We start from the raw sequence: 24,937 nt of genomic DNA on the forward strand, positions 1-24,937 counted from the left end.
CCTGGCACGACACGATGGATACGATCAGGACACTCAACGAAGCCCGCCAGCAGATCCAGCAGTCGATTTTCGACCTGTTCAAGGGGCTGACCTTCGGCGAACGGCTCACGCAAGGCGCGCTGATGGCGCTGCAGGCCGTCTGCGGCGCGTGCCTCGCATACGCGATCGGCCGCGCGCTCCACACCGAGCAGGCCGTGTGGGCGGCGATCACCGCGATCGCCGTCACGCAGCACAATTACTCGGACACGATGTCGCTGTCGCGCGACCAGTTCATCGGCGCGATGATCGGCGGCCTGGTCGGCTTCGCGGGCGCGGCACTCGGCGGCGACCGCCTCGTCGCCTATGCGCTTGCGGTCGCGATCACGGTCGTCAGTTGCTGGTGCCTGAACGTCGGCAGCGCGGCACGGCTCGGCGGCGTGACCGCGACGATCGTGCTGCTGTTCCCGGGCAACGGCCCGCTATGGGACATTCCGCTGATGCGGCTCGGGGAAGTCGCGCTCGGCACCGTCTGTGCGCTGGCCGTGTGCTGGGCGATGTCGCGAATCGAGCGGCGCTGGTTCCGCCGGGCGGCGGACAAGGGCAACTAACGCGGCTGCCGGGACGCACGCCCCGGCAGCCGGATGAATCGATGATCGGTGGGAAACGTTACGGGCCGACCCGCAGCACGATGCCCGAACCGATCTGCACGAGCAGATAGTCGCCGCCGACGCCGACCCAGTGATAGCCGCGCGGCGGCGGGCTCAGGTGGTAGCCGCGCCAGTCGTCGACGACGTACTGGCGATCGCGGAATTCGTTCGGAATCCGGTCGCCCTTGTGCCAGTCGCGGCGCGGCTGGTCGGCCCAGCGCGGCGGCACGTCGTCTTCGTGGCGCATCTGGCCCGGTGGCATGTGCTTCGGGCCGTGGCCGCGCTGCATGCCGTGGTTCCCGTGGTTGTCGTAGTTACCGTGATCCTGCGCCATCGCGGCCGGCGCGGCGAAACCCGCCGCGACCAGCGCGGCCAGCATCATCCCGTGCATCCTCTTCATTGTCCTTCCCTCCGTGTTGTCACGTCGAACCGGAAACAATCGGACCTGCACGGTCAAGACTAGCACACCGGCGTGAGCCGCCGTCACGCCGCCTGCTGCTGGTACTGGATCCGGTGGAGGTGCGCGTACAGCCCGCCGTGGCGCAGCAGTTCGTCGTGGCTGCCCTCTTCGACGATCTTGCCGGCTTCGAGCACGAGGATCCGATCCGCACGCTCGATCGTCGACAGCCGGTGCGCGATCACGAGCGTCGTGCGCCCTTCCATCAGCCGCTCGAGCGCGGCCTGCACGTGGCGCTCGGATTCCGAATCGAGCGCCGAGGTCGCCTCGTCGAGGATCAGGATCGGCGCGTCCTTGTAGATCGCGCGCGCGATCGCGAGCCGCTGCCGCTGGCCGCCCGACAGGCGCATCCCGTTGCCGCCGACCAGCGTATCGAGCCCGTCGGGCATCGCGGCGACCGCGTCGGCGAGGTTCGCGGCCTCGAGTGCCGCCTGCACGCGTGCGCGGTCGGGCGTCTGGCCGTACGCGACGTTCGCGGCGATCGTGTCGTTGAACAGCACGACGTCCTGGCTGACCATCGCCATCTGGCCGCGCAGCGCGTGGATGTCGTAGTCGGCCACCGGCACGCCGTCGACCAGGATCGCGCCGTCCGTCGGGTCGAAGAAGCGCGGCAGCAGGTTCACGAGGGTCGTCTTGCCGCTGCCCGACGGCCCCGCGAGCGCGATCATCTCGCCCGGCGCGACCTTGAACGAAATGCGGTCGAGCGTCGGCCGCTCGGATGCGCCGTAATCGAACGACACGTTGCGGAATTCGATCTCGCCGCGCGCGTGCGGCAGCGCGCGGCCGCCGCCTTGCGGCTCGGCCGGCTCGTCGATCAGCCCGAAGATAAGCTCGGCGGCCGTCATCCCGCGCTGCAGCGGCTGGTTGACGTCGATCAGGTGCTTGAGCGGCGAAATCACCAGCAGCATCGACGTGACGAACGCGACGAAGCCGCCGACCGTCGTCTGGTCGTTGGTCGACTGCACGACCGCGATCGTGATCACGACTGCGAGCGCGATCGACGCGAGGAACTGCGTCAGCGGCTGCGCGAGCCCGCCCGAGATCGTCATGCGCATCGCGTAGCCGCGCAGGCGCTTGCTCATCGTCGTGAAGCGGTCCATCTCGTACGTCTCGCCGTTGTGCACCTTGACGACCTTGTAGCCGCCGACCGTCTCCTCGACGATGTACGACAGCTCGTTGGTCAGCGTCTGGTGCTCGCGGTTCAGGCGGCGCAGGCGGCGGTTGATCTTGCTGACGAGCCAGCCGATGCCCGGCAGGATCACCGCGACGATCAGCGTGAGCCGCCAGTTCAGGTAGAACAGGTAGCCGAGCAGGAACATCACGGTCAGCGAGTCGCGCACGAGCGTGACCATCACGCCGGTCAGCACCGACAGGATCTGGTTGACCTCGAACACGATCGCGTTGATCACGGTGCTCGCGGTCTCGCGCTGGAAGAACGACGCACCCGTGTGCAGCATCCGCTGGAACATCTCGAGCCGCAATTGCAGCAGGATGCGGTTCGACACGTAGTTGAGCAGGTAATTCGACGCGTACTGCGACACGCCGCGCACGAGTGCAAGGCCGATCACGGCCATCGGCACGTACCATTTCGCGCGGTCGCTGCCGTGCGAGCCGAAGCCGTGGTCGAGCAGCGGCTTGAGCAGCGCCGGAATCCCGGCTTCCGTGGCCGCGACGACGCCCATCGTCATCACGGCGAGCAGCACGATGCCGATCAGCGGCCGGATGTACGGCCACAGGCGCTTGAGGACCGTGACCGGCGACGTACCGGTGCCGTCCATCGGTTTGCGAAGAGTGTTCTGGGTTTCCAAGGCAATCCTTCTTGAGCCGCGACGCGGCGCCCGGGGCATGGCTGCCCGGGATTCACCCCGTCCGGCGGGTGCCGAAAAAGGCCCAACATTATAGCTGCACCGCCCCCGCCGGCACGGCCGCTGCCGAAGCGGCCGCTGGCCGGCGCGCGGGTATACTGCCGCTCACCGTTTTCTCCGCCTTTTCGACGATTTCATGGCAGAACCCACCCTCGGCGTCGCCCTCATCGCCCTCAACGCGGCCGCGCGGCTCGCGCAGTGCCTCGACGCGCTGACCTTCGCCGACGACGTCGTCGTGATCGACGGCGGCAGCACCGACGATACCGTCGCGATTGCCCGCGCGCACGGCGCCCGCGTGATCGTCGAGCGCGACTGGCCTGGCTTCGGTCCGCAGAAGAACCGCGCGCTCGACGCGCTCGACACCGACTGGATCCTGTCGCTCGACACCGACGAGGTGGTCAGCCCGGAGCTCGCGCAATCGATCCGCGCAGCCATCCGCGCGCCGGGCGCACAGGTCTACGCGCTCGACCGGCTGTCGAGCTTCTGCGGCCAGTGGATCCGCCACAGCGGCTGGTATCCGGACTGGGTGCCGCGCCTGTTCCGGCGAGGCACCGCCCGCTTCTCCGACGATCTGGTGCACGAACGGCTCGTGTTCGACACGCCCGCGCAGCGGCTGCCGGGCAAGCTGATGCACTATTCGTACGAGGATTTCGAGACCGTCGTGCGCAAGCTCGATGCGTATTCGACGGCCGGCGCGCGCCAGCGCCGCGCGGCCGGCCAGCGCGGCGGCTTCGGCAAGGCGCTCGCGCGCGGCGCGTGGGCGTTCGTGCGGACCTACGTGCTGCGACGCGGGTTTCTCGACGGCCGGGCGGGCTTCATGATCGCCGTGTTCAACGCGGAAACGGTGTACTACCGGTTCCTGAAGCTCGGCCACGAAGCGGCCCGCTGAGCGCCCCCCGCGCAGCCCTCGCCCTGACACCGCCGGCATGCGGCCGGCCCGGCGTTACAATGCCGGGCTGCCCGCGTGGCATGCGCGCCCGAGCGCGGCGCCGCGCCCCGCGCCGCCGACACGACGACCACCGAATCCGACCGCCATGTTCTCCATCATCATCCCGACCTGGAACAACTTGCCGTACCTCAAGCTCGTCGTCGACAGCCTGCGCCGTCATTCGGCGTACGACCACCAGATCATCGTGCACGTGAACGACGGCTCGGACGGCACGCTCGACTGGGTGCGCAGCGAAGGCATCGAGCACACCGCGTCGCCGGCCAACATCGGCATCTGCCACGCGGTGAACCTGGCCGCCGCGCGCGCGACGCGCGACTACGTCGTCTACATGAACGACGACATGTACTGCTGCCCCGGCTGGGACGCGGCGCTCGTGCGGCGCATCGAGCAGATGCCGACCGACCTGTTCATGCTGTCCGGCACGATGGTCGAGCCGGTCGACACGCGCAACCCGTGCGTCGTCGTCAGCAATTTCGGGCGCGACGCCGAACAGTTCGATGCGGCCGGCCTCGTCGCGGCCACGCCGCGGCTCGCGCGCGCGGACTGGCTCGGCTCGACCTGGCCGCCGACGCTCGTGCACCGCGACTGGTGGAACCGCATCGGCGGCTACAGCAGCGAACTGTCGCCGGGGATGAGCAGCGACAACGACTTCTCGATGAAATTCTGGGACGCCGGCTGCCGGATCTTCCTCGGCGTCGGCGACAGCCTCGTCTATCACTTCCAGCAGAAGAGCACCGGCAAGATCGTCAAGAACGACGGCCGCCGCCAGTTCCTCAACAAATGGGGCATGACGCAGGCCACGTTCGACCGCTATTACCTGCATCGCGGCGAGCCGGCCGGCTCGCGCATCGCGCTCGACACGCCGGCCGTCGAAGGACGCCTCAAGCGCGCGCTGTTGCGCTCGCGGATCAAGCGCGCATTCGGCTGATCGGACCCCGGAAACGACACGGAAACACACGCCGCTTCGCGTATACTGCGCGCTTCGTCCCGGGCACTGCCGCCGCGGGACGCGCGGCGCGCAGCACGGTGCCCGCATGCCGCATTCGTCCATTCGACAGGTTCCGATGCTTTCGTTTTCCGCTCCCGCCACGCGGCGCCTGACCGCCGCTCGCGCCTTCGCCGTCGTCGCGCTCTGCATGGTGCCCGTCTCGACCGCGCTGACCAACGTGTTCTGCGGGCTGTTCGCGGCCGCTCTCGTCATCTCCCCTGAATTCTGGCGCGACCTGCGCTCGTTCGTCACCGAACCGGCGTCGCTGGCCGCGCTGCTGATCCTCGCGTCGCTGGCCGCGAGCGTCGCCTATACGGTCGCGCCGCACCCGAAGGCGTGGAACTGGGTCGCCAAGTACGACAAGCTGCTGCTGCTGCCGTTTGCCGTACTCGCGTTCCGCCATTCGAACTGGGCGCCGATCGTGCGGCGCGCGTGGTTCGGCACGCTGTGCGTGATCCTGCTGCTGTCGACCACCAACTATCTCGGGCTGACCGCGATCGGGCCCGCGCATGCGTCCGATCTGCCGCTGTCGCGCGCATGGGTGTTCAAAAACCACATCGCGGCCGGCATGTTCGGCGCGCTGCTGTTCTACCAGGCCGCCGACCTCGCGCTGGCGGCCCGCACCGCGCTGTCGCGCACCGCGTATGCGGCCGTCGCCGCATGGTCGCTGATCAACGTGTTCGTGATGCTGCAGGGGCGCACCGGGCAGGTCATCGCGCTGCTGCTGCTCCTCGTCGTCGCGGTGCGTTTCATACTGCTGCTGCGCCGCCAGTCGGCACTGCGCGCGGGTCTCGCCGCCGGGACGCTGGTCCTGGCCGGCGTTGCGCTCGTCGTCGCCGCATGCACGGTGCACAACGGCCGCCTCGTGAAGGTCGTGACGGAAGTGCAGCAGTACCGGCAGACCGATGCGGCCACGTCGACCGGGCTGCGGCTCGAGTGGTACAAGAAGGGGCTCGAGCTGTATCGCCAGCGCCCGGTAATCGGCTATGGGGCGGGCGGTCTCGAGTCCGAGTTCGAGAAGCTCACGGCCGGCAAGACGGCTGCCGAAGGCCAGCTCACGTCGAATCCGCATAACGAATATCTGCTGATGGCCGTACAGCTCGGCACGCTCGGCGTACTGCTGTTCCTGAACCTGATCGTGCAGATCGCGCGCGGCAGCCGCACGCTCGATCCGCGTTCACGGCACCTGCTGCTCGCGTGGCTCGCGATCTTCGCGATCGGCAGCCTTGCGAATTCGCTGCTGCTCGATTTCGCCGAAGGTCACCTGCTGGTGCTGCTCGCCGGCATCCTGCTCGGCTGCGCCGAGCGCGGCGAAGCGCTGCCGCGCGAGACGTCGGCGATCCGGCGCAGCGCGTAACCCGTCACGCACCCGACCGGCGGAACGGCGCGGCCGCCTGCCGCCGGATCGGCTCAATGGCGTCGCACCCGCGTCGCTGCCGGATACGCGACCACGCGCCTTCGACGCGTCGTGTCGCCGCTCTCAACTGTCCAGATCAGGAAACGCCCGGCTTTCGCGCGTCAGTTTGAACGCGCGCGATGCAGCCACGACGTGTCGACGACCGCGTCGGCGGCGCCCGGCGGCTTCAACCCGAGCATCTCGGCCGCCGCCGCCTTGACGCGCTGCGCGCCGAGATTGACGAGGCAGTCGCTATGGCTGTCGACATGGCGCTCGCAGCCCTCCTGCCGGCACGGCACGCAATCGCCCTCACCCTGCAGCAGCCACACGTTGCCGTGCCGCGCGGAGCCGCGCAGTGCCCACGGGTTTTCGGTCGGCGGCCAGTGCTGCGGCCACGGCCCCCAGCGCACCGGGTCAGACGGACCGAACAGCGCGATCGTGGCGGTGCCCGTCGCGGCCGCGACGTGCGTCGCCCCCGTATCGGGCCCGATGAACAGTCGCGCGCGCCGCACCAGCTCGGCGCTTTCGCCGAACGTGAGGCGGCCGACCAGGTTCAGCACGTCGCCGCCCGCCTCGGCCGCGACCTGCTCCGCATACTCGCGCTCGCGATCGGCCGGGCCGCCCGACAGCGCGATCGCGAACCCCTGCGCGCGCAGCCATTCGATCATCTCGACCCAGCCTTCGAGCCGCCATTGCTTGTAGCGGAACATCGGATACGGATGCAGCACGACGAGCGGCTTGCCGTCGCGGATGGCCGGCGACTCCGCGAGCCAGGCGTCGAAACGCGCGCGCCGCGCGGGATCGTCGCCGATGCCCGGCGCGACGACCTCGGATACCGGCTCGATGCCAATCACCGGCGCGAGCGCAAGCGTGCTGACGACCGTATGCGCGGACTCGTGATGATTGATCGCGATGCCGTTCAGCATCATCCGCGTGAGCCACGTGACACGGTTCGGATCGACGAGGCCGACGCGCTTGCGGCCGGCGAACCAGCTATAGAAGCGCGGCCGGTCGGAGCTCAGTGCCGCGCACGCAAGATCGTAGCGGCGCCACATCGACAGCGCGTCGCGCAGCCGCTCCCGGAAGCCGGCGCGCTGCGCGACGACGATCACGCGCCGTACGTCGGGGTTGTGCTCCAGCACGCCCTCGGTGCCGCGAAACACCAGCATGTCGATCTGTGCGTCGGGCCAGCGCGCCTTCAGCGAACGCACGAGCGGCGTCGTCAGCAGCACGTCGCCGATGCGGCGCGGTGCTGCGACGAGAATGGTTCTGGGCGGGCGGGCGGAAGAAAACAGGGCCACGGCAATCGTTCCGTCTAGCTGGCTGGACAAGGCTCGCAATGTACAGGATTTTGCGGCCGGTGGCGTGGCGTGACGCCGGGGAGCGTGCTGCGGGTGTCGGTGGCACGTCTCGGCGGCGGCCGGTAGCCGGTGCCACCCATTCCGGCAACGCGACGGCAACGACGCGACACGCGCGGCGGGCCTGCGGCCACCGCTTCTCGTTGCGCACGCTTGCTTTCGCTTGCCCGTCCGGTGGCAGCGCGGGCAATGCCGGCGCTGCCGGACTTCAGGGACGCTACGAAACGATTGCGCCGCCCCCGGGTGCCGCGAACATGGCGGCCGGAAGCAGCATCGCGCTGCATCGCGTGCCGCGCGGAACCGTCCCCGTTTCACGCTCGCGATGTCGCCGCCGGCCGGCGGACGGACCGCGGCCGGCGCCGCATCTGCGTCGCGCGACGGATTGTATAGCGTCCGGATGACAGCCCCGAGCACCTGCCAGAACGAAAACGGCCCGCCGCACCGCACGATGGCGATGCGACGGGCCGCACAGGCGACGACCGTCCGGCGGGGCGCGGTCAGTACGTGATTTCGACGACGCTGCCGTCGAATGTCGCGCGCAGCTCCGCGAGCAGCGTGTCGCTCGGCTTCACGCGCCACGCATCGCCGAGACGCATTTCGCCTTGCGCGCGCGCGTTGCTGTAGTGAACCTGCACCGCGAGCCCGTTCGGCAGCGGTGCCTGCGGGCGACGGCCGCCGTCGCGACCGCCGCCGCGCGGCGCGGGCACGTCGACCGCTGGCGCGGCCGCCTGATCGTCCTTCGATACGTGCGGTTCGAGCACACGGCGCAGCGCCCCCGCATCGGCATTGCCGTTCATCGTGAGCCGCACCGCCTGCGCGTAGCGGCTGCGCGCGCGCTCGAGATCCATCACGGTGTCGGCCGTGAAGCGGATGCCGCCGGTGAACGCGTCGTTGCGCGCCTGCCCCTGCACGATCAGCAGTTCGTCTTCCTTGAACAGGGCCTTGTTCGCCTCGAACTGCTCGTTGAAGATCGTGATCTCGCACTGGCCCGAACCGTCGTCGAGCAACGCGATCAGCATCTTGCCGCGCTGGGTCATCTGCGTGCGCAACGACGCGATGATGCCCGCGACGAGCTTGTCGCGACCTTCCTTCAGGTCGCCGACCTTCTGCCGCACGAACCGGCGCACTTCGTCGCGATACGCGTCGAACAGGTGACCGGACAGGTAGAAGCCGAGCGCGCCCTTCTCTTCCTGCAGGCGGCGCTTGTCGTCCCACGCGGGTTCGTCGACGAGCGCATGCGCATGCGGCGACTCGGCCCCCATGTCGAACAGGCCGGCCTGCATCGCGTTCGCCGCGGCCTGCTCGGCCGCTTCCATCGCGAGCGGCACCGACGCGAGCATCTGCGCGCGGTTCGCGTTCAGCGAATCGAATGCGCCGGCGCGGATCAGCGCCTCGACCGTGCGGCGGTTGACCACGCGCCGGTCGATCCGCTCGCAGAAGTCGAACAGGTCGGTGAACGGCTTTTCCTCGCGCGCACGCAGGATTTCCTCGATCGCGTTCTGGCCGCTGCCCTTCACCGCGCCGAGGCCATAGCGGATCGTGCGCGAGCGCTTGCCGTCGGCTTCGGCGACCGGCTCGAACCGGTAATGCGACTGGTTGATGTCCGGCGGCAGCACAGCGAGGTTGTTCACGACGCAGTCGTCGAACAGGATCTTCACCTTGTCGGTGTCGTCCATCGCGAGCGTCATGTTGGCCGCCATGAATTCGGCCGGATGATGCGCCTTCAGCCACGCGGTGTAATACGCGAGCAATGCGTAAGCCGCCGCGTGCGACTTGTTGAAGCCGTAGCCCGCGAACTTCTCCATCAAGTCGAAGATCTCGTCGGACTTCTCGCGCGTGAGGCCGTTCGTCGCCGCGCCCTCGGCGAAGATCTCGCGGTGCTTGGCCATCTCCTCGGGCTTCTTCTTGCCCATCGCGCGACGCAGCAAGTCGGCGCCGCCGAGCGAGTAGCCGCCGATGATCTGCGCCATCTGCATCACCTGCTCCTGATAGACCATGATGCCGTAGGTCTCTTTCAGGACGGGTTCGACGCGCGGATCCGGATAGTCGACCTTCTCGCGGCCATGCTTTCGTGCGCAGAAGCTCGGGATCAGGTCCATCGGGCCCGGACGGTACAACGACACGAGCGCGATGATGTCCTCGAAACGGTCGGGCTGCGCGTCCTTCAGCATGCCCTGCATCCCGCGGCTTTCCAGCTGGAACACGGCGACCGTGTTGGCCTTCTTCAGGATCTGGAACGACGCCGGATCGTCGAGCGGCACCTGCGCGAGCGACCAGTCGGCCTTCGACGCGTCCAGCCGGCGAATGTAGCGCTCGGCCCAGTCGAGGATCGTCAGCGTCGTGAGGCCCAGAAAGTCGAACTTCACGAGGCCGACGGCTTCGACGTCGTCCTTGTCGTACTGGCTGACGACACCGCCGTCGTCGCCCTGCGTGTACAGCGGGCAGAAATCGGTCAGCTTGCCGGGCGCGATCAGCACGCCGCCCGCGTGCATCCCGACGTTACGCGTGAGGCCCTCGACGCGCTGCGCGAGGTCGAGCAGCTGGTGCACTTCGTCCTCGTGGTCGTAGCGCTCCTGCAGTTGCGGCTCTTCCTTCATCGCGTCGGCGATCGTCACGTGCTTGCCCGGCTTGAACGGGATCAGCTTCGCGACGCCGTCGGTGAACATGTAGCCGAGGTCGAGCACGCGGCCGATGTCGCGCACGGCCGCCTTCGCGGCCATCGTGCCGAAGGTGGCGATCTGCGACACGGCGTCCGCGCCGTATTTTTCCTTCACGTACTGGATCACGCGATCGCGGCCGTGCTGGCAGAAGTCGATGTCGAAGTCGGGCATCGACACGCGTTCCGGATTCAGGAATCGCTCGAACAGCAGGTTGTAGCGCAGCGGATCCAGATCGGTAATGCCGAGCGCGTACGCGACCAGCGAACCCGCACCCGAGCCGCGGCCCGGACCGACCGGCACGCCGTTGTTCTTCGCCCAGTTGATGAAGTCGGCAACGATCAGGAAGTAGCCGGGGAAGCCCATCTTCGTGATGGTCCCGCACTCGAATTCGAGCCGCTTGTAGTACGTGTCGCGCTGCGCATCGCGCTCTCCGGTATCCGGATACAGTTGTTCAAGGCGCTTCTCGAGCCCCTCCTTCGACAACTGGACCAGGTAGTCGTCGAGCGACATGCCGTCCGGCGTCGGGAACAGCGGCAGCTTCGGCTTGCCGAGCTCGAGCTTCAGGTTGCAGCGCTTCGCGATCTCGACCGTGTTCGCGATCGCCGACGGCAGGTCGGCGAACAGCGCAGCCATGTCGTCCTGCGTGCGGAAGTACTGATCGGTCGTGAAACGCTTCTGGCGCCGCGGATTCGCGAGCATGTCGCCTTCCGAGATGCACACGCGCGCTTCGTGCGCGGTGAAATCGTCGTCGGTCATGAACTGCGTCGGATGCGTCGCGACGACCGGCAGCTTCAACGACGCGGCGAGCGACGCGGCCTGCTGGATGTACGCCTCGGCGCCCGGCTGGCCGTAACGCTGAAGTTCGATGTAGAAACCGCCCGGGAACACCTTCGCCCAGCGCTCGGCATGGCGGCGCGCGGCTTCCTCGTTACCGGCAGCGAACGCGAGCCCGATATCGCCCTGCTGCGCGCCCGACAGCGCGAGCAGCCCTTGCGACAGTTCGCCGTCGAGCCAGCTCGCATCGAGCTCCGCGCGGCCGCGGTACTGGTTCGTGAGCCACGCCTTCGACAGCAGCTCGCACAGGTTCAGGTAGCCGACCTTGTCCTTCACCAGCAGCAGCAGGCGCGACGGTTTGTCGCGATCGTCCGGATTGGTGATCCAGACGTCGCAGCCGGCGATCGGCTTGATGCCCTTGCCGCGGGCTTCCTGGTAGAAACGGACGAGGCCGAATGCGTTGCCGAGATCGGTGAGGGCGAGCGCGCCCTGGCCGTCTGCGGCCGCCGCCTTGACGATGTCGTCGAGACGCACGATGCCGTCGGCAATCGAGAATTCGGAGTGGACGCGAAGATGGACGAAGCGGGGATCTGACATGGGCGTTATTGTAGCCGCGTCGTCGCGCAGGCTGCCCAAAAAATCCCCGTGCCCGGCCGTTCGGCCGATGCGCGCGATGCCGGCCGAACGGTCAGGTGCCGGCGCCCGCGCAGTTTGCGGGATAATACGGGTTTTCGAATCATCGCCCCGGCTTCGCACCCTTTTTTGCGGGGCCGCCGTGCGCCCCGCCGCACGGCCGCGGCCGTTTCCCGTCGGACCATCATGACCATCGTCAACCTCGCCGCCTACCACTTCGTGTCGCTCGACGCGACCGAGCAATGGCGCCCGCTCGTCACCGCCCGCTGCAACGAACTCGGCCTGCGCGGCACGATCCTGCTCGCGCCGGAAGGCATCAACCTGTTCATCGCCGGCCCGCGCGAAGCGGCCGACGCGTTCATCGACTACCTCCGCCACGATCCGCTGTTCGAAGGCAAGTTCGCGACGCTGCAGTTCAAGGAGAGCCTGTCCGACTCGCAGCCGTTCCGCCGGATGCTCGTGCGCCTGAAGCGCGAGATCATCACGATGAAGAAGCCGGCGATCAAGCCCGAGCTCGGCCGCGCGCCGTCGGTCGACGCACGCACGCTGAAGGCGTGGCTCGACCGCGGCCACGACGACGCCGGCCGCCCGGTCGTGATGCTCGACACGCGCAATGCATTCGAAGTGGACGTCGGCACGTTCGACGACGCGCTCGACTACCGGATCGACAAGTTCAGCGAGTTCCCGGAAGTCATCGACGCGAACCGTGCCGATCTCGAGGGCAAGACGGTCGTGTCGTTCTGCACCGGCGGGATCCGCTGCGAGAAGGCGGCGATCCACATGAAGGAAATCGGCATCGATAACGTGTACCAGCTCGAGGGCGGGATCCTGAAGTATTTCGAGGAAGTCGGCGGCGCGCACTATCACGGCGACTGCTTCGTGTTCGACTACCGCACCGCGCTGAACCCGCAGTTGCAGCCGACCGAGAACGTCACGTGCTTCGCATGCCGCGCGGTCGTCACGCCGGAAGCCCAGCAATCGCCGAGCTACGTGCCCGGCACGTCGTGCCCGGCCTGCGCGCAGGCAGCCAGCGCCGCGTAAGCGCGCGTTGCGCCGCGCCCCGATGAACGGCTACCGCGGCCGCTTTGCGCCGTCGCCCACCGGTCCGCTGCATTTCGGCTCGCTGGTCGGTGCGCTCGCGAGCTGGCTCGACGCACGCGCGCACGGTGGCACGTGGCTCGTGCGCATCGAGGACATCGACGGCCCGCGCACGGTGCCCGGCGCCGCGGACGACATCCTCGCGACGCTCGCGCATTTCGGCATGACGCCAGACGAACCGCCCGTATGGCAAAGCACGCGCGATGCCGATTACGCGGCCGCGCTCGACCGGCTCGTCGCCGCGGGGCTCGTCTATCCGTGCGGCTGCACGCGCAAGGAAATCGCCGATTCGCTGCGTGCCGTGCACGAGCGCCACACGACTCTCGCGTATCCAGGCACCTGCCGCACCGGCCTGCATGGCAAGCCCGCGCGCGCATGGCGGCTGCGCGTGCCGGACGGCGACGATGCGATCGTCACATTCGACGACCGCTGGCAGCACACGCAAGCGCAGAACCTCGCGACCGAAGTCGGCGATTTCGTGCTGAAGCGCGCGGACGGCCAATGGGCGTATCAGCTCGCGGTCGTGGTCGACGATGCCGACGCGGGCATCACCCACGTCGTGCGCGGCGCCGACCTGCTCGATTCGACCGCGCGCCAGATCTATCTGCAGCGCTGTCTCGGCGTGCCGACACCCGCCTACCTGCACGTGCCCGTCGTCGTCGATGCGAACGGCGAAAAGCTCAGCAAGCAGACGGGCGCGATCGCGCTCGAACGCGACGATCCGCTGCCGGCGCTGCAGGCCGCCGCCGCGCATCTCGGTCTTGCGACCGATGGCGATCTGTCGGGCGCCACAATGGATGCCTTCTACGCGGCCGCGACCGATGCGTGGGCGCGTCGCTTCGGGCCGCGCGCCGGCTGAATCGCCCGCGGGACACCGGTCGGTGCCAACCGCGTTCCTGCATCCGTCAGCGCCGCATCCGATCGCATGAAGGCGTGGCGAAAGCCGGAACCGCACGCCCGCTGACTACCCGGCACCGAGGGCACTCCGTCGACTGCCCCGCCCCCGCTCGGCATGAAATCACCCACCTCTTCGCAATCGTCTCGCCCAATGAAAAACGGGCGCATGCTCATCGCATGCACCCGCTTCTGCGGCAGCGCTCGCGCGCCGCACCAACCGCCTGAACCGCCCGCTTACGCCGACGGCTTGCGCGGCATCCCGAACCCGCCGAGCAGCGCGGCGACCTGACGCTTCGGCCCCTTCTTCTCGGGCTGCTGCGCGGACTTCGTCTCTTCCGGCTGCTTCGCCGGCACTGACGGTTCGTACGGCTTCAGGAAGAAATCGTCGACCGGCGCCTCGTGGCGACGGTGATGGCCGCGCTCGGAACTGCCCGAACGACGCCCCGACGCACCGCGATGCTCTTCGCGATCACGCCGGCCGCCGCGTTCGCCGCTGCGCTCGCCACCGCGATTGCTGCCCCGCTCGTCGTGATGATGACGCGCCGGCTTGTCGAGCGCGAGCGTCTGCACGTCGAGCGGACGCTTGATCAGTTTTTCGATATCGGCGAGCTGCTTGCGCTCGTTCGGGCTGCACAGCGACAGCGCATCGCCCGTCGCGCCCGCGCGGCCCGTGCGGCCGATCCGGTGCACGTAGTCTTCCGCGTTGAACGGCAGGTCGAAGTTGATCACGGCCGGCAGTTCGGCGATGTCGAGACCGCGCGCGGCCACGTCGGTCGCGACCAGCGCCTCGATCTCGCCGCGCTTGAACGCGTCGAGCGCCTGCATCCGCTCGATCTGCGTCTTGTCGCCGTGGATCGCCGACGCGACCACGCCGTCGCGCTCGAGGTTGCGCGCGAGCCGGCTCGCGCCGATCTTGCTGTTGCAGAACACGATCACCTGCTTGAGGCCACGATCGCGCAGCAACTGCACGACGGCCGCCTGCTTGTCGCCTTCGGCGACGTCGTAGACGATCTGCGTGACGTTCGCGTTGGTCGAGTTGCTGCGCGCGACTTCGATCGTCTGCGGGCTGCGCAGGTAGGTCGATGCGAGCTTCTTGATTTCGCCCGAGAACGTGGCCGAGAACAGCAGCGTCTGGCGCTCCTTCGGCAGCAGGTTCAGGATGCGCTGCAGATCGGGCAGGAAGCCCATGTCGAGCATCCGGTCTGCTTCGTCGAGCACGAGGATCTGGACCTGGCCGAGGTTCGCGGTCTTTTGCTGCACGTGGTCGAGCAGGCGGCCCGGCGTCGCGATCAGGATCTCGACGCCGCGGCGCAGCTCGGCCATCTGCGGATTCATGTCGACGCCGCCGAACACGACCGCGCTACGCAGCGGCGTGTGCTTCGCATACGCGTGCACGTTCGCGGCGACCTGGTCGGCGAGTTCGCGGGTCGGCGTGAGGATCAGCGCGCGCACCGGGTGGCGCGCCGGGGACGCGCTCGTGTTGGCCTGCGGGAGCAGGCGCTGGATGATCGGCAGCGAGAAGCTCGCGGTCTTGCCGGTGCCCGTTTGCGCGGCGCCCATGACGTCGCGGCCGGCGAGCACGACCGGAATGGCCTGCGCCTGGATCGGCGTCGGCGTCGTATAGCCCTGCTCCGCAATGGCTTTCAGGATATCGGCGGCAAGGCCGAATTGATCGAAGGTTGCGTCGACTGGCTTGGCGACAGAATCGGACATGGTGGCGTTTCGCTCAAAAGGCGCGGCGGGGACATCGTGCGTCAGGCCGGCCGGGCCTGCGCTCATCACAATTCGGAAGTAGACGGAGCCGCGGCGCGCCGCGCGGCGCCGCTCTGGCGCTTGGGACCGGTTCGATTCGAACAGCGGGCGCCACAGGCCGTGCGGACTCCGTTCGGCGCGAATGCCGGCGGAAAGGGCCGTATTGTAGCACTGCGCAGCAATCTGTCCGTGACAACGCCGCGAACGGCCCCGGTGGCGGTTCGCGGCGGGTGCCGGCAGGCGGGGCGCGGACGATGCATCGAGCGATCGGACTATCGCGATCGGCCGATGGTCTGTATTAGGGGTCGAATCCCCACCATATCGACCGGAAAAACGCCGGGCGCGGCCGGCGAGCCCGAGCGTCGCCCGGTTCGCCGCCCGGTTCGAGCCCGATCCGAGCCCGCCCCGGCTGGCCGCGCGGTCGCGGCGACCGGCACGCTCGCATGGCATACCCGGTCGCGCGCGGCGCTCAGCCCTTCTTCTTTTTCTTCTTCTCGACCTGAACGCAGTCGCCAAGCAGCGGTGCCGCATTCTGGTCGGCAATCTCGTCACGCAGCGTCCCTTCCTTGCCCTTCGTCCACCACGTATAGCGTCCGGCCTGATAGCGCACGCCCGACGCCGATACGGTGTCGACGAACAGCAACTGCTGCCCGTTGACCGGCACCAGCGCGAAGCTCTGGCCGTTGCCCGCGCGCCAGTACGACACGCGGATCGGCTGCTTCTGGTTCGCGCACTGATAGGCGGTCTGCTGGCGCGAATCGGCGTCGATCTCCTCGACGGTCAGTTGCGCGGCATGCGCGACGGAAACGGCGGTGCCGGCCAGCGCGAGCGCGGCGAAGGTTTGGCGAATCATGCAGGTCCTCTCACGAGACGGGTGGAAGCGCACCCGCGCGGGGCGCGCGGTGGTTATCGCGGGGGGGGTATGGATCGAGAGTTCGTCGGTCAGGGATCGATGACGTCGGCGCACGCATCGGTGGGCGCGGCCGCGACATGGCCGACGACCGGCACGATCTTCAGCCCGGCCGATGCGATTCGGCACGGCGCGGCCGCAAGGCCGCATCCCGCGAGACTCGCGACGAGCGCCAGCGCGGCGCCCAGCCTGCCGATACGGCCGATCCGCTTCCACGTCGATGCCATCGCGCCCTCCTGGTCTCGTCAGCGCGCCGACACCGGCCGCACAGCCGCCGCGGCGCGCTTCGCGCGTTCGCGGGCTTCGTCGACGGTCGCGCCGGTCGCGAGTGCGACGCCCATGCGCCGCTTCGCAAAGCTTTCCGGTTTGCCGAACAGGCGCAGGTCGGCGCCCGGCACGGCCAGCGCATCGCGCACACCCTCGAACGCGATGCCGCGCTCGTCGAGCCCGCCGTAGATCACCGCCGACGCGGCCGGCGAACCGAGCGTCGGATCGACCGGCAGCCCGAGAATCGCGCGCGCATGCAGTTCGAACTCCGACTGGCGCTGCGACGCGAGCGTGACGAGGCCGGTGTCGTGCGGCCGCGGACTCACCTCGGAGAACCAGACGTCGTCGCCGCGCACGAACAGCTCGACGCCGAACATCCCGCGCCCGCCGAGCGCCTCGGTCACCTTGTGCGCGATCTCGCGCGACTTTTCCAGCGCGACAGCGCTCATCGGCTGCGGCTGCCACGATTCGACGTAGTCGCCCGCCACCTGCACGTGACCGACCGGCTCGCAGAAGTAGGTGCGCGTCTCGAGCGTCGCCGGATCGATCGCACGCACGGTCAGCTGCGTGATCTCGTATTCGAAATCGATGAAGCCCTCGACGATCACGCGGCCGTGGTTCACGCGGCCGCCCGCCATCGCGTAGTCCCACGCGGGCTTCACGTCGGCTTCGGTCCGCACGACCGACTGCCCCTTGCCCGACGACGACATCACCGGCTTCACGACGCACGGCATGCCGATCTTCGCGACGGCCGCGCTGAACGCGTCGAACGATTCCGCGAACGCGTACGGCGACGTCGCGAGCCCGAGCTCCTCGGCCGCGAGCCGGCGGATGCCTTCGCGGTTCATCGTGAGCTGCGTCGCGCGTGCGGTCGGGATCACCTCGGCCAGGCCGGCCGCCTCGATCGCCGCGAGCGCGTCGGTCGCGATCGCCTCGATCTCCGGCACGATCAGGTGCGGACGCTCGGCCTCGACGACCGCGCGCAGCGCGGCGGCGTCGGTCATGTCGATCACGTGCGCGCGATGCGCGACCTGATGGCCCGGCGCATCCGGATAGCGGTCGACCGCGACGACTTCGACGCCGAGCCGCTGCAACGCGATGATGACTTCCTTGCCGAGTTCGCCGGCGCCGAGCAGCATGACGCGCGTGGCCGACGGAGAAAGCGGCGTACCGAGCCGCTGACCGATCTGCATGTGATTTCCCGCTGGTTCTGTTGGAGGACGAAAACGGCTTCGATGTTAACACGCTCACCCCACGCGCACCCGCGCCGGTTCAGCCGGTTTCGTCGCGCCGCTGCCCCGCCGCGCGCGGCTCGCGGTCGGGCTGCGAACGTTTTCACGCGCGAAGTGTCGGCTCGCCTCGCGCGGGGCGGGTGCGTTACTCTTACGCCTTGATCAGAATCCGATGAGGAACGAGGCTCATGTCCCACCTGTCCGCAGCCGCACGCGCACGCACCGGCCTGCTTCGCCCGTTGCGCGCGCCGCTCTGCGCGTTGACGCTTGCCACGCTTCTCGCCGCCTGCGCGATGCCGACCCACCCCGATTCCGCCGCCCCCGCACCCGACCCGTACAACCCCGCCGCCGTCCAGCTGCTCGACGACACGAGCTGGGAGCTCACGAGCTGGCTGAACGCCGACGGCACGTCGCACACGATTCCGCACGGCGACAACGGCGAGCCGATCAAGCTCGCGCTGTCCACCGAATCGGGTGTCCGGCGCGCGAGCGGCTTTTCGGGCTGCAACCGCTACATGGGCACCTACGCGCTCAAGAACGGCCTGCTGAGCTTCGGGCCGCTCGCCGGCACGCGCATGGCATGCCCGAACGCGCTCGGCGGCCAGCTCGAGCACGCGTATCTCGATGCGCTCGCGCACATCGAGAAGACCGGCGTGCAGATGCGCGAGCCACAGCAATTGCAGATCGTGACCGAAGCCGGCGCGACGCTGACCTTCACGCGCCGGAGCCCCTGATGCAGCGCGCGGGCGAAGGCCAACCGGCCGCCCTCGCCACGCGCGGATCCTGGACGCATGCGTCCCGCGGCCTGGAAGCGCATCGACGCCTTCATGCGGCCTTAGAGTCCTGTTCGTCGGCCGGTTAAACTCGGCGGGTCGCGCACAGCGCTCTCCACCCTCTTCCTGTTTCATCAAAGCATGCACACGGTTGTCTTCGGCTGGTTCGGCGTCTCCGCCGTCTGGTTCCTCCTTCTCTTCTGGCGTCTCGTCCAGGCGATGCTGCCCGGCGGCGGCGGACTCGCCGGCCGCGGCTCGATTCGACTGTGGCTCGGCTTCGCGGCCGTATTCATTGCAAGCTGCACGCTGACGAGCCCGCTGTCGGGCCCCGACACGAATGCGCTCGGCCATGCGTTCTCGGGCGGCTTCGCACACGTGCTCGGCCCGATCGGCACGCCGGTCGCGATGGTCGTGCTGTTGTTCGCGGGCCTGCCGTGGCTGACCGGCATCGGCTGGCGGCAGTTCGCCGCGTGGGTCGACACGTCGTTCGGCGTCAAGCTCGCGCGCGACGTCGACGACGACGATGTGCGCGGCGTCGCCGACCTGCCGCGCAGCGCGCTGCACCGCGACGACGACATCGTGCAACCGACCACCGCCCATACCGTCAACTCGATGGCGCCGCGGCAGAACGGCCGGTATTCGCGCCCGACGCTGTGGAAACCCGATCCGCAGGCCCGGCCGAAGCCGCGCAGCAACGCAGCGCCGCGTCCGCTCGCGGAGCCGGTCGCGCCATCGGGCTGGCTGAAGCCGGCGCCGGCCAATCGCATGCCCGCGCCACCCGCACCGGGCACGGCGAGCGCAATGCCCCCCCCGACCACGGGCAGCACCGCCAGCCTCGCGCGCGCCGCCGCGAACGCACAAGTCCCGCGCCCGAGTCCGGCCCCGCTTCCGGCCGGGTTCGAGCCCGTTCGGCCACAACCGACCACCGCGCGGCCGGCCGCGGCCGCGCTGAAGCAGCAGGCCGCGCCGCGCACCGCGGTCACGCCGCGCCCGGCCGGCGCAACGCCGCAGCGCACGCCCGCGCGCCCGATCACGGGAGCCAGCGCTGCCGGCCAGTCGCAGGATGCCGCGCGACGCCGCCCGGCGCCGCCGACACCGGTACGCGCGCCGCTCTACGCGTGGGTGCAGCAGCCCTCGGAGCCGATCACGCCGGCGCCGAGCGTTCACGACACGCTGCGCTCCATCGAGGCCAGCACCGCGCAGTGGGCGGCGCTGGATGGTGTGCGGTCGACCGATGCGTCGCCGGCCACGGCCGGCAGCATGGCCGCATCGGCATCGACTGCCGTACCGGCGGACGTCGTGACGGGTGCGCATCAGGTCGCGCCTCGCGGCGCAGGCCGTCCGGATGCGCATGAAGCCGCGCCCGTTGCGTACGACGACAACGCACCGATCGTGCTGGATGCGTTCGTGCCGGCCGAGCCGAGCGTGCGCGCGCCTGCTGTCGATACACGCACCGGCATCTCGGCGTTCGGTGACGCTGCGCGGCATGCCGTGTCGGATCTCGGCGTCGAGGCCGATGCGCCGATGCATGATGCGGACGGCGAGCATCGGCATGACGCCGATGTCCTGGCCGTGCCGGCATTCGATGCGCCAATTGACTTTGCACCGTGGGAAGACATCGTCGGCCAGCCGGTTTCCGGATTCGGCCTGTCGCATCCAAGCCGCGTTGCCGCACCGCTGTCGGGCACGGGTGAGCCGGCTGCGGCACCCGCGGCTGTCGAAGCGCCCGTGGCCGCCGTCACACCCACGGCGAGCAATACGGGGCGCATCGTCGATGCGCAGCATGCAGCAACGGCCGCGGAAATCGTCGGGCAGTTCCGATCGCAATCCGCGCCTCCTGCCGAGGCCGCCATATCGGTCGATGCGAAACAAGACCCGCACGCAGCCCACGACGGTGTGAAGGCCGTCCAGCACGTCGCGCCGACCACTCCCCTCCCCGCTTCGTCGATCGCGGCAACGCCAACGCGTCCGCTTGCCGACACGACGCCTGTCGCAGCAGCGACGGCGGCGGCACGGGCCGACGCCGTGACGGGAACGGTCTGGAAGGCAGCGGAACAGCACATCGGCGAAACCGCGCCGCTGCCTTCAGACACGCAACGCGCGGCGCCGCCGACACCTGCTACGTCGACCTCCGCGAATGCTGAACCTGCTTCCGTCAATGCCACTGCGCCTGCGTCGTGGACGAAACCGTTGTCCTCTGAACCCTTCGCTGCCGCGCAGCCAGCGCCGGCAGCCGGTGCGTCGTCACACGTCGGTGCCGCGTCCGGCTCTGCTGCAACGGCACTGACGAACACACCGAACGGCATACCTGCCGCCGCAACGCCTTCGTTCGCCGGCGTGACGAACACGGCCTCCGGTTCGCTGTCGCAACCGGCTGCATCGGCTGCATCGGCTGCATCGGCTGCATCGGCTGCATCGGCTGCATCGGCTGCATCGGCTGCATCGGCCGCGCCCGTTGCCTCGGTTGCGCCGTGCGAGCCGGCGCGTGCCACGGGCACTGCGTACGGTTCCAGCGATCGCGTGCCGGCTGCTGCATCGTCGGCGATCGGCGCCGCGGGTCCGGCATCCGGTACCGTCACGCCGGCACCCGCACCGTTCGCAGCCGCCGCGGTATCCGCGACGGGCGCCTCGGGTATGACCGCCGCGCAGCCTCTCGCGCCGGCTCCGACCGTGGCAGCCTCCTCGGCACCTGCATCGACCGGCCCGTCCTTCGGCGCAATCGCATCGCAACCGGCACCGAGCGCGCCGGTGTCGCTTGCCACCGTGTCTTCGGCCCCGTCGGGTAGCGCATTTACCGCAACGTCGACCGCATCGGCCGCACCGTCGGCAACGCCGTCGAACCGCATGCCCGACGCCTCGGCGATCGGTCGACCGTCCATGTCGACTGGCGCAACACAGATGGCAACCGGCGCCGCGCCCGCCGCCACCGTCCCGGCATCGTCTTCCGGCGCACTCGCCCCGACGAGCACGGTCGCGGCCGCTTCACCCGCTGCATTCGGCACCGCGCCCGCCGCGACAGGTGGCGCGCTTGCCTCCATCGCCGCAACCACCGCCGCGACGGCTTCGGCCGCGCTCCCTTCGGCGTCGGCATTGCCGGCCTCCTCCGCTCCGGGCGCATCCATCGACGCAGCGATACCGACGCAACCCATCGGGTCCACCCTGGCGCCGCAGGCCCAGTCGTTCGCCACCCCGCCGGCCCCCGCTGCTTCGCCTGCGAGCTGGTCCATGCCCGGCGCCGGTGCAACATCCGCGACCACCGGCACGGCCATCCCGACCGCGACGACCGCAACGCTTCCCGCACCCACAGTGCCGACCGCAGTCGATACCGCCGCCCCCGCGGAATCGAGCGCCCCGGCCCCCGACGCATCGGCCGCACCCGCGCGCCAGCCGCGCCCGAATGCGTTCGAATTCCACGCACCGGCGTCGTTCAACGTCGAACTGCCGACGCTCGACCTGCTCGAGCCCGCCTCCGACGACGTCGAAACGATCACCGAAGAACACCTCGCGCAGACGGCCCAGGTGATCGAACAGCGCCTGCAGGAGTTCAAGGTGCCGGTGACAGTGGTCGGCGCATCGGCGGGCCCGGTGATCACGCGCTTCGAGATCGAACCTGCGCTCGGCGTGCGCGGCAGCCAGATCGTCGGCCTGATGAAGGACCTGTCGCGCGGCCTCGGCCTCACGTCGATCCGCGTCGTCGAGACGATTCCCGGCAAGACCTGCATGGGCCTCGAGCTGCCGAACGCGAAACGCCAGATGATCCGGCTGTCGGAGATCCTAGAATCGCGCCAGTACCAGCATTCGACGTCGCAGCTGACGATCGCGATGGGCAAGGACATCACCGGCCACCCGGTCGTCACCGATCTCGCGAAGGCGCCGCACATGCTGGTCGCCGGCACGACGGGCTCGGGCAAGTCGGTCGCGATCAACGCGATGATCCTGTCGCTGCTGTACAAGGCGACGCCCGAAGACGTGCGGCTGATCATGATCGATCCGAAGATGCTCGAGCTGTCGGTCTACGAAGGCATCCCGCACCTGCTCGCGCCGGTCGTCACCGACATGAAGCTCGCGGCGAACGCACTGAACTGGTGCGTCGGCGAAATGGAGAAGCGCTACCGGCTGATGTCGGCCGTCGGTGTGCGCAACCTCGCGGGCTTCAACCAGAAGATCCGCGACGCGGAGGCGAAGGAAAAGAAGATCGGCAACCCGTTCTCGCTGACGCCCGACGATCCCGAGCCGCTGTCGAAGCTGCCGCTGATCGTCGTCGTGATCGACGAGCTGGCCGACCTGATGATGGTCGCCGGCAAGAAGATCGAGGAACTGATCGCCCGCCTCGCGCAGAAGGCGCGCGCGGCCGGCATCCACCTGATCCTCGCGACGCAGCGGCCGTCCGTCGACGTGATCACCGGCCTCATCAAGGCGAACATCCCGACGCGCGTCGCGTTCCAGGTGTCGTCGAAGATCGACTCGCGCACGATCCTCGATCAGATGGGCGCCGAATCGCTGCTCGGCCAGGGCGACATGCTGTTCCTGCCGCCGGGCACGGGCTACCCGCAGCGCGTGCATGGCGCGTTCGTCGCCGACGAGGAAGTGCACCGGATCGTCGAATACCTGAAGCAGTTCGGCGAGCCGCAGTACGAGGAAGGGATTCTCGACGGTCCGGCCGCCGACGGTGCGACGCAGGACCTGTTCGGCGAAGCGCCGGACGCGGAAGCCGATCCGCTGTATGACGAAGCGGTCGCGTTCGTCGTGCGCACGCGGCGCGCGTCGATCTCGTCGGTGCAGCGCCAGCTGCGCATCGGCTACAACCGCGCCGCGCGCCTCGTCGAACAGATGGAAGCGGCCGGGCTCGTGTCGCCGATGGGCATCAACGGCAGCCGCGAGGTGCTCGTGCCGGCCGCAGCCGACTGAGCATGGCGGCCGCACGGCCGCCGCCGATCGACACGGGCGCGCCGCACAAGCGGCCGCCCGAACGCAAAGGGCGCTGCCGAGGCAGCGCCCTTTTTACATTGACCGCGATTTATTGCGCGACCGGCACCAGCTTGAAGTCGACCGGGCTGCCCACCGCCACCTTCTGCGGATTCGGGCGGAGCTGCCCCGTTTCGACGTCGCGGCTGAACACGTAGAACGTGTCGCTGTCCTGGTTGCCGACGATCAGCCACTTGCCGGTCGGATCGATCAGGAATTCGCGCGGCGTCTTGCCGAGGCTCGACTGGCGGCCGACGGTCTTCAGCCGGCCGTCGGCCTGGTTCACCGCGTAGATCACGATGTCGTTCACGTCGCCGCGGTTGCTGACGTACAGGAAGCGGCCGTCCGGCGACAGGTGGATCGCGCCGCCGCCGACCTTGCCCTTGAAGCCCGGCACCGTCATCGGCAGCGTCTCGACCGGCGTCAGCTTGCCGGCGTGGTAGCCGAACACCTCGACCGATGCGTTGAGTTCGCTCGTCACGTACGCGAACCGGCCATCGGCGCTGAACACCATGTGACGCGGGCCAGAGCCGGCCTTCACGGGCGTGTAGCGCGTATCGGTCGGGCTGATCAGCCCGCGGCTGCCGTCCACCGTGTAGCGATAGCCGTAGATCTTGTCCGCACCGAGGTCCTGCACGAACAGGTAGCGCCCATCCGGCGAGAACACCGTCGAGTGCACGTGTGCGCCGTCCTGGCGCCCCTTCACGGGCCCCGTGCCTTCATGATGCACCGTCAGCACGGCCGCGCCGACCGCGCCGCCGTCGCGGATCGGGAACACCGCGAAGCTGCCGCCCTGATCGGCCGCGACCGAGTAGTTGGCCGTGACGAGATACTTGCCGTCCGGCGACAGCGCGAGATAGCAAGGGTCGTTCCCTTCCGACGACACGCGGTCGATGAACGTGAGCGCCCCCGTCTTCGGATCGAAGCTGAACGCGCTGACGCCGCCGCGCTGCGCGGCCGGCCCGTTGTCGCCGGGCAGTTCGTTGACCGCGTAGACGGTGCGACCGTCGCGGCTCGGCAACAGATAGGACGGATTCACGGTCTTCGCCGACGACACGGGCGCGACGCTGCCCGTTTTCGTATCGAAGTGGTACACGTAGATTCCGTCGCTGCCGTGCTCCGTATAGGTGCCGACGAGCAAGTTGTAGACGCCGTCGGCCGGTGCCGGCGATTGCTGTGCGAAAGCGTGGGTCGCGGACAGGGAAAGCACGACCGCGAAACCTTTCATCCAGTGAGCGAGCCTAAGCGGGAACCCTCGTGTCGAAGCGCGTGCGTCATGCTCGCGTAAACGGTTGGGCATTGAATCCTCCTTGCATCGAGTCGCTTCAAGTGTTGAG

The 24,937-nt window shown here is 68.9% G+C and carries 17 protein-coding genes; 8 read left to right on the forward strand and 9 right to left on the reverse strand.

The features are described from left to right. Window positions 1-14 precede the first annotated feature (14 nt). Entirely contained in the window at window positions 15-587 is a 573-nt protein-coding gene (locus AC1Z3W_RS31895; protein ID WP_057928979.1) for an FUSC family protein, read from the forward strand. 58 nt (window positions 588-645) lie between these two features. Here AC1Z3W_RS31895 and AC1Z3W_RS31900 read toward each other — a convergent pair whose 3' ends face one another. Then, complete coding sequence (locus AC1Z3W_RS31900; protein WP_057928980.1) at window positions 646-1,026, reverse strand: RcnB family protein; 381 nt, start codon at window positions 1,024-1,026, stop codon at window positions 646-648. Window positions 1,027-1,109: 83 nt separating this feature from the next. Next, window positions 1,110-2,861 carry a lipid A export permease/ATP-binding protein MsbA gene (gene msbA / locus AC1Z3W_RS31905; RefSeq protein WP_057928981.1) on the reverse strand — a complete coding sequence of 584 codons (1,752 nt, stop codon included), beginning with the start codon at window positions 2,859-2,861 and terminating at the stop codon, window positions 1,110-1,112. A gap of 223 nt (window positions 2,862-3,084) precedes the next feature. Here msbA and AC1Z3W_RS31910 point away from each other — a divergent pair, with 223 nt between their 5' ends. The 3 genes from AC1Z3W_RS31910 (at window position 3,085) to AC1Z3W_RS31920 (ending at window position 6,242) form a co-directional block, all read left to right on the forward strand. Beyond that, complete coding sequence (locus AC1Z3W_RS31910) at window positions 3,085-3,837, forward strand: glycosyltransferase family 2 protein (RefSeq protein ID WP_057928982.1); 753 nt, start codon at window positions 3,085-3,087, stop codon at window positions 3,835-3,837. A gap of 145 nt (window positions 3,838-3,982) precedes the next feature. Then, window positions 3,983-4,825 carry a glycosyltransferase family 2 protein gene (locus tag AC1Z3W_RS31915; RefSeq protein ID WP_124834035.1) on the forward strand — a complete coding sequence of 281 codons (843 nt, stop codon included), beginning with the start codon at window positions 3,983-3,985 and terminating at the stop codon, window positions 4,823-4,825. Window positions 4,826-4,961: 136 nt separating this feature from the next. Beyond that, complete coding sequence (locus AC1Z3W_RS31920) at window positions 4,962-6,242, forward strand: O-antigen ligase family protein (protein ID WP_124834034.1); 1,281 nt, start codon at window positions 4,962-4,964, stop codon at window positions 6,240-6,242. 161 nt (window positions 6,243-6,403) lie between these two features. Here AC1Z3W_RS31920 and AC1Z3W_RS31925 read toward each other — a convergent pair whose 3' ends face one another. Then, the gene (locus AC1Z3W_RS31925) at window positions 6,404-7,582 is read right to left on the reverse strand and encodes a glycosyltransferase family 9 protein (RefSeq protein ID WP_175826705.1); all 1,179 of its coding nucleotides are present in this window, start codon (window positions 7,580-7,582) and stop codon (window positions 6,404-6,406) included. A gap of 554 nt (window positions 7,583-8,136) precedes the next feature. Beyond that, window positions 8,137-11,670 (reverse strand): DNA polymerase III subunit alpha, encoded by a 3,534-nt coding sequence (dnaE, locus tag AC1Z3W_RS31930; protein WP_057928986.1) that lies wholly within the window; start codon window positions 11,668-11,670, stop codon window positions 8,137-8,139. Window positions 11,671-11,892: 222 nt separating this feature from the next. Here dnaE and AC1Z3W_RS31935 point away from each other — a divergent pair, with 222 nt between their 5' ends. Continuing rightward, window positions 11,893-12,747, forward strand: a complete 855-nt coding sequence (locus tag AC1Z3W_RS31935) for a sulfurtransferase (RefSeq protein WP_057928987.1) — start codon at window positions 11,893-11,895, stop codon at window positions 12,745-12,747. Window positions 12,748-12,769: 22 nt separating this feature from the next. After that, window positions 12,770-13,663, forward strand: a complete 894-nt coding sequence (gene gluQRS, locus AC1Z3W_RS31940) for a tRNA glutamyl-Q(34) synthetase GluQRS (RefSeq protein WP_057928988.1) — start codon at window positions 12,770-12,772, stop codon at window positions 13,661-13,663. Window positions 13,664-13,935: 272 nt separating this feature from the next. Here the strand turns inward: gluQRS and AC1Z3W_RS31945 are convergent, their stop codons facing one another. The 4 genes from AC1Z3W_RS31945 to purT all read right to left on the reverse strand — a co-directional run bounded on the left by AC1Z3W_RS31945 (window position 13,936) and on the right by purT (window position 17,823). Next, complete coding sequence (locus AC1Z3W_RS31945) at window positions 13,936-15,414, reverse strand: DEAD/DEAH box helicase (protein WP_483509288.1); 1,479 nt, start codon at window positions 15,412-15,414, stop codon at window positions 13,936-13,938. A gap of 508 nt (window positions 15,415-15,922) precedes the next feature. Further along, window positions 15,923-16,306 carry an MliC family protein gene (locus AC1Z3W_RS31950; RefSeq protein WP_057928990.1) on the reverse strand — a complete coding sequence of 128 codons (384 nt, stop codon included), beginning with the start codon at window positions 16,304-16,306 and terminating at the stop codon, window positions 15,923-15,925. An 89-nt stretch (window positions 16,307-16,395) separates the two neighbouring features. Then, on the reverse strand, window positions 16,396-16,590 hold the full coding sequence (locus AC1Z3W_RS31955; RefSeq protein ID WP_057928991.1) for a DUF6726 family protein: 195 nt from the start codon (window positions 16,588-16,590) through the stop codon (window positions 16,396-16,398). An 18-nt stretch (window positions 16,591-16,608) separates the two neighbouring features. Further along, window positions 16,609-17,823, reverse strand: a complete 1,215-nt coding sequence (gene purT / locus AC1Z3W_RS31960) for a formate-dependent phosphoribosylglycinamide formyltransferase (RefSeq protein WP_057928992.1) — start codon at window positions 17,821-17,823, stop codon at window positions 16,609-16,611. Between the two features lie 227 nt (window positions 17,824-18,050). Here purT and AC1Z3W_RS31965 point away from each other — a divergent pair, with 227 nt between their 5' ends. Next, window positions 18,051-18,596 carry an META domain-containing protein gene (locus AC1Z3W_RS31965; protein ID WP_483509289.1) on the forward strand — a complete coding sequence of 182 codons (546 nt, stop codon included), beginning with the start codon at window positions 18,051-18,053 and terminating at the stop codon, window positions 18,594-18,596. A 180-nt stretch (window positions 18,597-18,776) separates the two neighbouring features. After that, window positions 18,777-23,543, forward strand: coding sequence for a DNA translocase FtsK (locus AC1Z3W_RS31970; protein ID WP_483509290.1), 4,767 nt, complete (start codon window positions 18,777-18,779; stop codon window positions 23,541-23,543). A 109-nt stretch (window positions 23,544-23,652) separates the two neighbouring features. On the opposite strand, the gene AC1Z3W_RS31975 is transcribed toward AC1Z3W_RS31970, so the two are convergent. Then, on the reverse strand, window positions 23,653-24,900 hold the full coding sequence (locus tag AC1Z3W_RS31975) for a lactonase family protein (protein ID WP_483509291.1): 1,248 nt from the start codon (window positions 24,898-24,900) through the stop codon (window positions 23,653-23,655). Window positions 24,901-24,937 lie beyond the last annotated feature (37 nt).

The sequence above is a fragment of the Burkholderia sp. 10_S31 genome (assembly GCF_056930375.1).